Origin of the sequence: Saccharopolyspora antiqui, assembly GCF_052246905.1 — a bacterium.
GTDB lineage: Bacteria > Actinomycetota > Actinomycetes > Mycobacteriales > Pseudonocardiaceae > Saccharopolyspora.
Genome location: NZ_JBQQBO010000043.1, coordinates 1 through 12,150 on the forward strand (window position 1 = coordinate 1; position 12,150 = coordinate 12,150).

The window sequence follows — 12,150 nt, forward strand, 5'->3', positions numbered from 1 at the left end:
CGCGCGCGGGGGCTCGCCACCCCCCCACGCCACGCCGAAGACTCGGCTCCGACCACGCCGCTCCAGCGGGGTGGCATAGATCACGTCCCCCGCGGCGGAAGTGCGACCGGAGGCTGGAATCATGGAAGAAACGGACATACTGCCGATCAGTCGTTCCGCCAACGCGGCTCGGGCATTCATCGGGGCCGCCGATGCGGAGCGCGCAATCCCGGAGCCGCTCGCATGGACCTGACGCCGTTGGCCGCCACCTCCGCCGAACCGACCGGCTTCACCGCCTGGGTGATCGCGGTGATGGAAGCGCTCGGCGGTCCGGGCGCAGGGCTGATCATCGCGCTGGAGAACGTGTTCCCGCCGATCCCCAGCGAGGTGATCCTGCCGCTGGCCGGGTTCACCGCCAGTCAGGGCGGCATGTCGCTGATCGGCGCGATCCTGTGGACCACGCTCGGCTCGCTGGTCGGCGCCCTGGCGCTGTACGGCATCGCCGCATTGCTGGGCCGCGACCGCACGCGCGCCATCGCCGCGAAGCTCCCGCTGGTCAAGGTCTCCGACATCGACAAGACCGAGGCGTGGTTCGCCAAGCACGGCGTCAAGGCGGTGTTCTTCGGCCGGATGATCCCGCTGTTCCGCAGCTTCATCTCGATCCCGGCCGGGGTCGAACGCATGCGCCTGACCACGTTCGTCCTGTTCACCACGCTCGGCAGCCTGATCTGGAACACGATCTTCGTGCTGGCGGGCTACCTGCTGGGCCAGCACTGGTACCTGGTCGAGGAATACGGCGGCCTGCTCTCCCGAGCGGTCCTGATCACCTCGATCCTGACCATCGCGGCGTTCGTGGTGATCCGCATCCGCAACAACCGCCGCGAACGCGAGTCGGCGGAAGCCCCCACGGTCCAGTTCGCCCGAATCCACTCCGAAGCCCCAACCGAAGAGATCCGCCGCATCCGCTGACACCCACCGACGGGTGACGAGTGAAGGGCACCTTTGACCGACTATGCCGGTAAAAGGTGCCCTTCACCTGGGAAAAATCACGCGATGAGGTCAGGCCCGAGACGATTCCTCCGCTAGCGCAAGCTTTTCGACGGCCTCGAACGCCCGGAACATCGGCCCAGTGTCCACTTCTTGATCGTGGTATGTCGATGGCCCGTAGAGAACGGGGACAAACACGATTCTCGGCGCTGCGGTCCCGAAGTCGAGGATGATGAGCCCGCCACCGAGGAGAGGATTGTCCGGCACGCTGCGCGACAGCACGCGAACAGTCACGTTGGGACGCTCGCTCAACTGGAGCAGGTGCAGAACCTGACCGCGTAGCACGGAAGCACTGCCGACAACCTGGTCAAGCGCAGTTTCCGTAAGCACGAAGGAGATGTCCTTCGGCTTGTCCGCTTCCAGGACTCGTCTCTGCTGTTCCATGCGGAAGGCAAGGCGGTTCTCGACTTCCTGCGCCGATGTTTCCCACCACACACCATCAAAGGCTGCGATCACTGCTCTCGCGTAGTCGGACGACTGCGCAAGGCCCGGCACGATGCCGGTGTCGTAGAAGCCAATCGACTTGGCGTCCGCTTGAAGATCGGCCAGGCGCTCGAAGGAGTGCGGTAGTTGGTCGGTGTACGTCCGGCCGCGTTGGCGCTTTCGCGCTTGCACGCCCAATTCGAGGACGGTCTGCCGTTCGGCTTCTGATACTTCGTAGAAGTCCAGCAATGTCGTCAACTCGTCGGCGTTGAACGAGCCCTTGGCCGTCTCGACCTGGCTGATGCGCGCGGCGTCGCGTCCGATCGAGCGGGCCGCCTGCTGTTGGGTCTTGCCCGCTTGAACGCGGAATCGCCTGAGCGTCAGGCCGAGTTGGCGACGTTCCACGGTTTGACGTCCGGTCGGCACATGAACCTTATCTAGTTCGGGGTTCGTACCCGGAGGGGAGTCGAGTGTGCACCGAGGGGTGGAGACCGCCACGCTGGTCGGGATTTCGGAGACCGCTGAGGTCACGCACGAGTACGACGAGTGCTCCGACGAGGTGAACCTGGTCTTCCGCGGCAACGACGAACTCGTGCTCAGCTGCACCCGCCGCGGCTTCGCCGCGCTCAGCGGCGCGGTCGACGCCGCCAACCAGGACCTGATCACCCGATCGGTTTGAGGTGAGGGGCACCTGTGACCAACTTACTGGGTCACAGGTGCCCCTCACCTGGAAAAGATCACCCGGGTGGGGACGGCAGAGGGCCCCGCGCCCTGGGTGGGTGCGGGGCCCTCTGGGTGTTCTCCGTCAGGCGGATTCGGAGTCCGGGCGGTCCGACTTGTCGTCGGTGCCAGCCGAGACCGCCACCGGCGGGGTGTCGGGCACCAGCGACGGCTTGGGCTCGCCGCGGAAGGTGAAGTGCGCCTTGTCGTCGGCGCCCTCGCCGTCCCAGCCGTCCACGTCCACGATCACGATCTGACCGGGCTGGATCTCGCCGAACAGGATCTTCTCGGACAGCTTGTCCTCGATCTCCCGCTGGATGGTCCGGCGCAGCGGCCGCGCGCCCAGCACCGGGTCGAACCCGCGCTTGGCCAGCAGCTTCTTCGCCCTGTCGGTCAGCTCCAGAGCCATGTCCTTGGTCTTGAGCGCCTTCTCCACCCGGCCGGACAGCAGATCGACCATCTGGATGATCTCCTGCTCGGTGAGCTGGTGGAAGACGATCACGTCGTCGATGCGGTTGAGGAACTCCGGCCGGAAGTGCTTCTTCATCTCCTCGTTGACCTTGTTCTTCATCCGCTCGTAGTTCGAGTCAGCGCCCTGACCACTGGAGAAGCCCAAGCCCACGGCCTTGGAGATGTCCTGCGTGCCGAGGTTCGAGGTGAAGATCAGCACCGTGTTCTTGAAGTCCACCGTGCGGCCCTGACCGTCGGTCAGGCGGCCGTCCTCCAACACCTGCAGCAGCGTGTTGTAGATCTCCTGGTGGGCCTTCTCGATCTCGTCGAAGAGCACCACCGAGAACGGCTTGCGGCGGACCTTCTCGGTGAGTTGGCCGCCCTCCTCGTAGCCGACGTAGCCCGGAGGGGCACCGAACAGCCGCGAGGCGGTGTAGCGGTCGTGGAACTCACCCATGTCGATCTGCACGAGCGCGTCGTCGTCGCCGAAGAGGAACTCCGCCAGCGCCTTGGACAGCTCGGTCTTACCGACCCCGGACGGACCGGCGAAGATGAACGAACCGGACGGGCGCTTCGGGTCCTTCAGCCCGGCACGAGTGCGGCGGATCGCCTGGGACACGGCCTTGACCGCGTCGTCCTGGCCGATGATCCGCTTGTGCAGCTCGTCCTCCATGCGCAGCAGCCGGGTGGTCTCCTCTTCGGTGAGCTTGAAGACCGGGATGCCGGTCCAGTTCGCCAGCACCTCGGCGATCTGCTCGTCGTCCACCTCGGCGACCACGTCCAGGTCACCGGCCTTCCACTGCTTCTCCCGCTCCTCCTTCTGGCCGAGGAGCTGCTTCTCCTCGTCCCGCAGGCGAGCGGCCCGCTCGAAGTCCTGCGCGTCGATCGCGGACTCCTTCTCCCGGCGCACGTCGGCGATCTTCTCGTCGAACTCGCGCAGGTCCGGCGGCGCGGTCATGCGGCGGATGCGCATCCGGGCACCGGCCTCGTCGATCAGGTCGATCGCCTTGTCCGGCAGGAAGCGGTCGTTGATGTAGCGGTCGGCCAGGGTGGCCGCGGCGACCAACGCGGAGTCGGTGATCGACACCCGGTGGTGCGCCTCGTAGCGGTCCCGCAGACCCTTGAGGATCTCGACCGTGTGCTGCAGCGACGGCTCGCCGACCTGGATCGGCTGGAAGCGGCGCTCCAGGGCCGGGTCCTTCTCGACGTACTTGCGGTACTCCTCCAGCGTGGTGGCACCGATGGTCTGCAACTCGCCGCGGGCCAGCATCGGCTTGAGGATGCTCGCCGCGTCGATCGCACCCTCGGCGGCACCGGCACCGACCAGCGTGTGGATCTCGTCGATGAAAAGGATGATGTCGCCGCGGGTCTTGATCTCCTTGAGCACCTTCTTCAGGCGCTCTTCGAAGTCACCGCGGTACCGGGATCCGGCGACCAGCGAACCCAGGTCCAGGGTGTAGAGCTGCTTGTCCTTCAGCGTCTCGGGCACCTCGCCCTTGACGACCTTCTGGGCCAGCCCCTCCACGACCGCCGTCTTGCCGACGCCGGCCTCGCCGATGAGCACCGGGTTGTTCTTGGTGCGCCGCGAGAGGACCTGCATGATCCGCTCGATTTCCTTCTCCCGGCCGATCACCGGGTCGAGCTTGCCCTCGCGGGCGCTCTGCGTGAGGTTGCGGCCGAACTGGTCCAGCACCAGCGACGACGACGGCGTGCCCTCGCCGCGGCCACCGGCCTCCGCGGGCTCCTTGCCCTGGTAGCCGGACAGCAGCTGGAGGACCTGCTGGCGCACCCGGTTGAGGTCCGCACCGAGCTTGACGAGCACCTGCGCGGCGACGCCTTCGCCTTCGCGGATCAGCCCGAGCAGGATGTGCTCGGTGCCGATGTAGTTGTGGCCGAGCTGCAGCGCTTCGCGCAACGACAGCTCCAGCACCTTCTTGGCCCGTGGGGTGAACGGGATGTGTCCGCTGGGGGCCTGCTGTCCCTGGCCGATGATCTCCTCGACCTGTTGGCGCACGCCCTCAAGCGCGATACCCAGCGACTCCAACGCCTTGGCGGCGACACCCTCACCCTCGTGGATCAAACCCAGGAGAATGTGCTCGGTGCCGATGTAGTTGTGGTTGAGCATCCTGGCCTCTTCTTGGGCCAGGACGACCACCCGCCTCGCGCGGTCGGTGAACCTCTCGAACATTCGCACTCCCTGACTGCTGCGCCGGCGGTCTCGTTACGGGACACGGCTGAAGCATCGCCGGTGCCCACGACTGGTTCAGCACTCTTGGGGACCACTGTAGTAGCCCCACCCGGTCGCGGTCCGTGCCCGTTACGGCCTTACTGCCCACATTCTTGTCCGGCTCTATGACCAACGGTCCGCTGGCCTGCGGGATTCCGGTTTCGGGCCGATCCGATGGCCCTGTCCGCTGAGCGCGAACAGGTCCGGCTAGCTGGCCTGATCGACATCCGCACCGCGTCGTCCGCCGATCGGTACCACCATCGGGGTACCCGCCACCGGATCAGCAATCACCCGGGCGTTCAGCTCGAACACCTCGGCCAACAATTCCTCGGTGAGCACCTCGCCCGGCTCGCCCTCGGCGACGATGGCACCGTCGCGCATCGCCACCAGCCGGTCCGCGTAGCGGGCGGCCAGGTTGAGGTCGTGCAGCACCATCACGACGGTACGACCGCTCTCGTCGTGCAGCCGACCGACCAGCTCCAGGACGTCCACTTGATGGGACAGGTCGAGGTAGGTGGTCGGTTCGTCGAGCAGCAGCAGGTCGGTCCCCTGGGCCAGCGCCATGGACAGCCAGGCGCGCTGCCGCTGGCCGCCGGAGAGCTCGTCCAGCGTTCGGTCGGCCAGGTCCGCGATGCCGGTCATGGCCAGCGCCTCGGCCACCGCCGCCTCGTCGTCCGAGGACCACTGCCGGTACCAGGACTGGTGCGGGTGCCGACCGCGCGCGACCAGGTCGCCGACGGTCAGGCCCTCCGGCGCCACCGGCCCCTGCGGGAGCACCCCGAGCACCTTGGCGACTTCCTTGGTCGACATCTTGTGGATCCGCTTGCCGTCCAGCAGCACGCTGCCGCGCTGCGGTTGCAGCAGTCGTCCCAGCGCCCGCAGCAGCGTCGATTTGCCGCAGCCGTTCGGGCCGATCACCGCTGTGATCGTGCCGTCGACGACGTCGAAGTCCAGGCCGTCGACGACGACCCGGTCGCCGTAGGCCAGTTGCAGGTCGCGGGCGTGCAGCCGCTGGCGACCGCCGGTAGGCGTGCCGACCTGGTCGCTGGACGTGGCGGATGCGGTCATGCGCGGACCTCCCGGTACCGACGGACGAGCAGGTAGATCAGGTATGGGGCGCCGAGCACCGCGGTGATGATGCCGACCGGCAGCTCCAGGGCACCGAAGGCGGTCCGGGAGATCACATCCGATCCGACGACCAGCGCGGCACCCAGCACCACCGAGGTCAGCAGCGGCGGCCGCGAAGTGCGCGCCACCCGCAGCGCGATCTGCGGGGTGGCCAGCGCCACGAACTGGATCGGACCGGCCGCGGCAGTCGCGATGGACGCCAGCACGACCCCGGCGAACAGCAGCACGCCGCGCGCCAGGTCCATCCGGACACCGAGCCCGCGAACCGTGTCGTCGTCGAACTGCAGCGCCCCGAGCACGTGCGTGCCGACCAGGGTCAGCGGGATCAGCACCACCAGGGCGATCGCCACCGGCACCACGTGTTCCCAGCCGCGCGCGTTGAGGCTGCCGGTCAGCCACACCAGCGCCCGGCCCGCGTCGTTGACGTCGCCGACGGTCAGCAGCCAGTAGGTCGCATTGCCCGCCAGGGCGCTGACCCCGACGCCCACCAGCACGAGCCGGTAGGAGTCCACCCCGCGTCGGTAGGACAGCGCGTAGACCGCCAAACCGGTGACCAGCCCGCCCACGAGCGCCACCAGCGGCAGGCCGAAGTTCGCCATCGCACCCACGATGCTGCCGCCGGTGCCGCCGAGCACGATCACCGCGGTCGCGGCGGTTCCCGCTCCCCAGGTGATGCCGAGCATGTCCGGGCTGGCCAACGGGTTTCGCGCGAGCGCCTGCATGATCGCCCCGGACAGGCCGAGCGCGGCGCCGACCAGCAGGCCGGTCAGCGACCTCGGCAGCCGCAGCTCCCAGATGATCAGCTGCTGCGCCCGGTCGCCGCCGCCGAACAGCGTGCTGAGCACTTCCAACGGGCTGATCTGGTACTCGCCGAGCCCCACGTTCAGCACGAAGACCGCCAGCAGCACGACCAGGCCGCCCAGCAGCGCCGCCATCGGCCGCCAGCGCACCACCCCGGAGAACGGGCCGAGCCGGACCGGTCGCCGCCCGTCGACCTTGTCGTGGAGGACCTGGGTCACAACCGCACCATCTTCCTGCGGCGCACGAGGGCGATGAAGAACGGAGCGCCGACCATCGCCAGCATCACCCCGACCTGCACCTCGGACGGCCGCGCCACGATCCGGCCGAGCACATCGGCGAGCAGCACCAGCGACGCCCCCATCAGCCCGGCGAACGGCAGCAGCCAGCGGTAGTCGGCGCCGGTGAAGAACCGGGCCACGTGCGGCACGATCAGCCCGACGAAGCCGATCGGCCCGCAGATCGCCACCGACCCGCCGACCAGGATCGCGATCCCCGCGATGCCCGCCCGGCGGGCCCACACCACGCGGTGGCCGAGCGAACGGGCGACGTCCTCGCCGAGCGAGAGGGCGTTGAGGCTGGCGGCGTTGGCCAGCGCCAGCACGATGCCCACCACCAGGAACGGCAGCACCTGCGGGATCACCGAGGCGTCGTTGATCGCGATGGAGCCGACCTTCCAGAACCGGTAGGTGTCCATGGTCTGCTGATCGGTCAGCACCAGGGCCGAGGTGACCGCCTGCAACAGGTGGCTGATCGCGGTACCGGCCAGCGCCAGGGTCACCGGCGTGGGGCCGCCGCGGCCGAGGGACCCGATCGCGAACACCGCGATCGCGCCGAGCAACGCGCCGGCGAAGCCGAACCAGATGAATCCGAGCAGCGTGCTGACGCCGAAGGTGTAGACGGCCAGCACCACGGCCAACGCCGCGCCCTGGGTGATGCCGAGGATGCCGGGATCGGCGATCGGGTTGCGGGTGTGGCCCTGCATCAGCGCGCCCGCCAGGCCCAGCGCCGCGCCCGCGAGGACCCCGACCACGGTGCGCGGCACCCGGAGTTCGCGGATGATCAGGTCGTTCTCCGTGCCGGTGGGCGCGAAAAGCCCGTTCCACACGTCCTGCAGCGGGATCGTCTTGGCGCCGATCACCACGCTGAGCACGCAGCTGACGACGAGCACGACCAGCAGGACGGCGATGCCGATGATCCGGCGGCGTCGGCGCTGCCGCAGGCGAGCACCACCGGCGGCCGTCGACGCGGCACCGTGCCCGGAGGTGCGAGGGCTGTCGACGGCCACGCTGCGACTCACGTCCCACTCCCTCTGCCACTCACCCGGACCGCACTTAGGTTAGGCCCACCTAAGCCTCGACGAACAGGGTGGGCTGGAATGTCCGTTGTCACATTGCGGCGACCGGACGGACGAGCCTCGGGAAAAAGGGCAACGAGGGCGTTAATCGGACAACCGCGCGACGGACTCATTGATCAATCGCGGTTTAACGTTCTCGCGGATTGGCGGAGTCCGACCGGCCCGGCAGCATCGCGACGCCGGGCAACCGGCACCGGTCGCAGCGGAGTTCGAGGTGCCACGAGCCGATCCGGCTACCCAAACCAACCGGTGAGCGTTGTTAACCGCTAAGCGGTGAATAGAGTTATCCGAACGCAACGAAGGGCGTTTGCGCGGCCGGTCGACCTCGCAAACGCCCTGTTGGCATGCGACTTCAGTTCGCCTGGTGGTACTGCTCGACGATGTCCGCCGGGATACGACCCCGGTCCGACACCTTCAGGCCGCGCTTGCGGGCCCATTCCCGAATGGCCTGGTTCTGCTCACGATCAGCACTCGTGGAACCGCCACCGGTACGCGCCGCCGCCACACCCGGCCGCGGACCAGGCTTCTTGCGGCCACCGGCCCTACGTGCGTTCGTGACGTAGTTCGCCAGTGCATCCCGCAACTCGCCGGCATTGTCGGCGGAAAGGTCGATCTGGTACGAGACACCGTCCAATCCGAACTCAACGGTTTCGTCGGCCTGTCCGCCGTCCAGATCGTCGACAAGGGTGACTGTGACCTTCTGCGCCATCTTCGTAGTCCTCCCCGGAGCAAAAATTGTGCAATAGTGGGACAGCGACCATCCGCCGGGAGCTGAACTCCCTTGCGAGTTCGGCAATAGCCGTCACCGAGACATTCTGAGGTCAGGTTAGCGCAGTAACTGCGATAATGCACTCACCTCGGGCCGAAAAATCGCTAGCGCTTCACCCTGATCGGGTCATTCCGGGCGGACCAGCGGGAAGAGGATCGTCTCGCGGATACCGAGACCGGTCAACGCCATCAACAACCGGTCGATACCCATTCCGACCCCACCGCTGGGTGGCATTCCGTACTCAAGCGCGCGGAGAAAGTCCTCGTCAACCGGCATCGCCTCGTCGTCCCCGGCGGCCGCGAGTGCGGCCTGTTCCTCCAACCGGGTCCGTTCCACCACCGGATCAACGAGTTCGGAGTATCCGGTGGCCAGCTCGAACCCGCGAAGGTACAGATCCCATTTCTCCGCCAACCCGGGCAGGGTGCGGTGCTGCCTGGTCAACGGCGAGGTCTCCACCGGGAAGTCGCAGACGAAGGTCGGCGCCGACAAATGATCCCCGACCAGGTGCTCCCACAGCTCCTCGACGAGCTTTCCGTGACCGTGCGCCGGATCCGTCTGCAATCCGTAGGAGTCCGCGTGCTTGCGCAGCGTCTCCACCGTTGTTTCCGGTGTGATCTCCGAATCCAGCGCTTCCGACAAGGAGTCGTACATTGTGATCGACGCCCACTCACCGGACAAGTCGTACTCGGTTCCGTCGAACCAGGTGACCACCTGCGAACCGGCGATCGCCTCGGCCGCCTCCTGGATCAACGACCTGGTCAGCTCGGCCATGTCGCGGTAATCGGCATAGGCCTGGTAGAACTCCAACATCGCGAACTCCGGCGAGTGGGAAGAATCACTGCCCTCGTTGCGGAAGTTCCGGTTGATCTCGAATACCTTCTCGATCCCGCCGACCACGCATCGCTTCAGATACAACTCCGGTGCGATCCGCAGGAACAGGTCGATGTCGAAGGCGTTGGAATGCGTCGTGAAGGGACGTGCGGCGGCACCGCCCTGCAGGGTCTGCAACATCGGGGTTTCCACCTCGACGAAACCGCGCCGCTCGAACGAATCGCGCAGCGATCGCTGCACCGCGGCGCGAGTGCGCACCGTGTCGGCGGCTTGCTTTCGCACGATCAGGTCGACATAGCGTTGCCGAACGCGCGTTTCCTCACCGAGCTCCCGGTGCATCACCGGCAGCGGGCGCAGCGCTTTCGAGGCCATCCGCCATTCGTCGGCCATCACGGACAGCTCGCCGCGCCGGGAGGTGATCACCTCGCCGCGCACGAAGACGTGGTCGCCGAGGTCGACGTCGCTCTTCCAGGCCGCCAGGGAGTCCTCGCCGATCTGCTTGAGGCTGAGCATCGCCTGCAGTTCGGTGCCGTCACCGGCGCGAATCGTCGCGAAGCAGAGCTTTCCGGTGTTGCGCAAGAACATCACGCGTCCGGCGACGCCGACGTGCTCGCCGGTGGCGATGTCCGGCGCCAGCTCCTGGTGGGTGGCGCGCACCTCGGCGAGGCTGTGCGTGATCGGCAGCAGCACCGGGTAGGGATCGACGCCCGCGGCGAGCAGGCGCTCCCGCTTCTCCCGCCGGATCCGCATCTGTTCCGGCAGGTCTTCGACGCCGTCAGCGCTGGTTGCCGGTGAGTTGGGACGGTCCTGGTCAGTCACGGCACCCAAGCGTACGGTTCGCCGCTGGTGAGCAGCTGAGCGGGCTCCAGCCCGCGCGCACCGCGCCCGAGCTCGCGCCGATTGGGCGTAGCGGGGGACCATCCCGCGCACTCCCTCAGCCGAAGTTGCGGTCGAAGACCAGCCGCAGGCCGAGCAGGGTGAGGTCCGGCACGTGGTGCTCGATCGTCGCCGACTCGGTGACCACCAGGGGCGCCAGGCCGCCGGTGGCCAGCACCGTGGTGGGGCCGCCGTGGGTGGACTCCAGCTCGGTGGCGATGCGCCGGACCAGGCCGTCGACCTGCCCGGCGAAGCCGAACAGGATGCCGGACTGCAGGCATTCCACGGTGTTCTTGCCGATCACCGAACGCGGCCGGGCCAGCTCGACCTTGCGCAGCTGCGCGGCTCGGGCGGCCAGCGCGTCCAGCGAGATCTCGATGCCGGGGGCGAACGCGCCGCCCAGGAACTCGCCCTTGGCCGAGATGACGTCGATGTTCGTGGACGTGCCGAAGTCGACCACGATGCAGTTGGTGGCGTGCAGGTGGTGCGCCGCGAGCGTGTTGATCACCCGGTCCGCGCCGACCTCCTTCGGGTTGTCCACCAGCAGCGGCACCCCGGTGCGCACGCCGGGCTCGACCACCACGCGCGGCACGTCGCGCCAGTAACGGCCCAGCATGACGCGCAGTTCGCGAAGCAGCGCGGGCACTGTGGACAGTGCCGCGATACCGCTGATCTGGTCCGCGTAGTCGCCGAGCAGCCCGCGCATCGTCAGCGCCAGCTCGTCGGCGGTCATCCGCGGCTCGGTGCGCATCCGCCAGTCCTGGACCAGCGTCGTGGCGACGTCGACGTCCGCGACCTCCCGACCATCGGGGTACAGGCCGAGCACGATGTTGGTGTTTCCGACGTCGATGGCGAGCAGCACCGTCGTTCATCCCTTCAAATTTCGGAGATCACGCGGATGGGGCGGCGCGCTCGACCGCCCGTCGCCTTCACCACGCAGGCAACTCGCGCCGCGGGACCACCGGCGCCACCAGGCCCAACGCGGTGCGCTCAGTGCTCTGGCTGTTGCAGCAGTGCGTCGAGCTTCGCGGCGTCGTCCGTCTCGGCCATCGGGTCGGCGATCACGGCCGAGCTGGTCAGCCCCGAACCCTCCGGCGCGCTGCCCGGATCCTCGCCGCGCAGCACGATCCGGTTGTCCGCGTCGACGAAGATCACCTTCGGCCGCACCGACCGCGCCTCCAGCTCGTCCAGCACGCCGTAGGACAGCAGGATCACGATGTCGCCCGGCTGGACCAGGTGCGCGGCGGCGCCGTTGATGCCGATCACCCCGGAACCGCGCTCACCGGTGATCACGTAGGTCTCCAGCCGCGCGCCGTTGGTGACGTCCACGATCGCGACCTGCTCGCCTTCCAGCAGGTCCGCCGCGTCCATCAGATCGGCATCCACGGTCACCGAACCGACGTAGTGCAGGTCGGCCTGGGTCACCGTGGCACGGTGGATCTTGGACTTCAGCATGGTGCGGAACATCGCAGACCTCCTACTGCTGATACCGCGCGCGGCTTGCCGACGTATCTTGCGCGACGCCCGATCGGCTGCGGGCAGCGC

At 67.7% G+C, this 12,150-nt stretch carries 11 protein-coding genes; 2 read left to right on the plus strand and 9 right to left on the minus strand.

Annotation, left to right across the window (positions count from 1 at the left end; all coding sequences use genetic code 11):
* Positions 1-222 precede the first annotated feature (222 nt).
* Positions 223-948 (plus strand): DedA family protein, encoded by a 726-nt coding sequence (locus tag ACTWQN_RS36865; protein WP_443208312.1) that lies wholly within the window; start codon positions 223-225, stop codon positions 946-948.
* Between the two features lie 90 nt (positions 949-1,038).
* Here ACTWQN_RS36865 and ACTWQN_RS36870 read toward each other — a convergent pair whose 3' ends face one another.
* Entirely contained in the window at positions 1,039-1,875 is an 837-nt protein-coding gene (locus tag ACTWQN_RS36870) for a helix-turn-helix domain-containing protein (RefSeq protein ID WP_443208313.1), read from the minus strand.
* A gap of 46 nt (positions 1,876-1,921) precedes the next feature.
* Between ACTWQN_RS36870 and ACTWQN_RS36875 the strand changes: the two genes are divergently transcribed.
* Complete coding sequence (locus ACTWQN_RS36875) at positions 1,922-2,128, plus strand: hypothetical protein (protein WP_443208314.1); 207 nt, start codon at positions 1,922-1,924, stop codon at positions 2,126-2,128.
* Positions 2,129-2,254: 126 nt separating this feature from the next.
* Here the strand turns inward: ACTWQN_RS36875 and ACTWQN_RS36880 are convergent, their stop codons facing one another.
* The 8 genes from ACTWQN_RS36880 to panD all read right to left on the minus strand — a co-directional run bounded on the left by ACTWQN_RS36880 (position 2,255) and on the right by panD (position 12,072).
* A complete protein-coding gene (locus tag ACTWQN_RS36880; RefSeq protein WP_443208315.1) occupies positions 2,255-4,807 on the minus strand; it encodes an ATP-dependent Clp protease ATP-binding subunit in 2,553 nt (850 codons plus the stop codon).
* 246 nt (positions 4,808-5,053) lie between these two features.
* Entirely contained in the window at positions 5,054-5,914 is an 861-nt protein-coding gene (locus ACTWQN_RS36885) for an ABC transporter ATP-binding protein (protein WP_443208316.1), read from the minus strand.
* A complete protein-coding gene (locus ACTWQN_RS36890; protein WP_443208317.1) occupies positions 5,911-6,993 on the minus strand; it encodes a FecCD family ABC transporter permease in 1,083 nt (360 codons plus the stop codon). The genes ACTWQN_RS36885 and ACTWQN_RS36890 overlap by 4 nt, the downstream gene beginning before the upstream one ends.
* A complete protein-coding gene (locus ACTWQN_RS36895; protein ID WP_443208318.1) occupies positions 6,990-8,072 on the minus strand; it encodes a FecCD family ABC transporter permease in 1,083 nt (360 codons plus the stop codon). The genes ACTWQN_RS36890 and ACTWQN_RS36895 overlap by 4 nt, the downstream gene beginning before the upstream one ends.
* A 409-nt stretch (positions 8,073-8,481) precedes the next feature.
* On the minus strand, positions 8,482-8,838 hold the full coding sequence (locus ACTWQN_RS36900) for a histone-like nucleoid-structuring protein Lsr2 (RefSeq protein WP_443208319.1): 357 nt from the start codon (positions 8,836-8,838) through the stop codon (positions 8,482-8,484).
* Positions 8,839-9,024: 186 nt separating this feature from the next.
* The gene (gene lysS / locus ACTWQN_RS36905; RefSeq protein ID WP_443208347.1) at positions 9,025-10,479 is read right to left on the minus strand and encodes a lysine--tRNA ligase; all 1,455 of its coding nucleotides are present in this window, start codon (positions 10,477-10,479) and stop codon (positions 9,025-9,027) included.
* Positions 10,480-10,663: 184 nt separating this feature from the next.
* The gene (locus tag ACTWQN_RS36910; RefSeq protein ID WP_443208320.1) at positions 10,664-11,467 is read right to left on the minus strand and encodes a type III pantothenate kinase; all 804 of its coding nucleotides are present in this window, start codon (positions 11,465-11,467) and stop codon (positions 10,664-10,666) included.
* A gap of 128 nt (positions 11,468-11,595) precedes the next feature.
* Positions 11,596-12,072 (minus strand): aspartate 1-decarboxylase, encoded by a 477-nt coding sequence (gene panD, locus ACTWQN_RS36915; RefSeq protein WP_443208321.1) that lies wholly within the window; start codon positions 12,070-12,072, stop codon positions 11,596-11,598.
* Positions 12,073-12,150 lie beyond the last annotated feature (78 nt).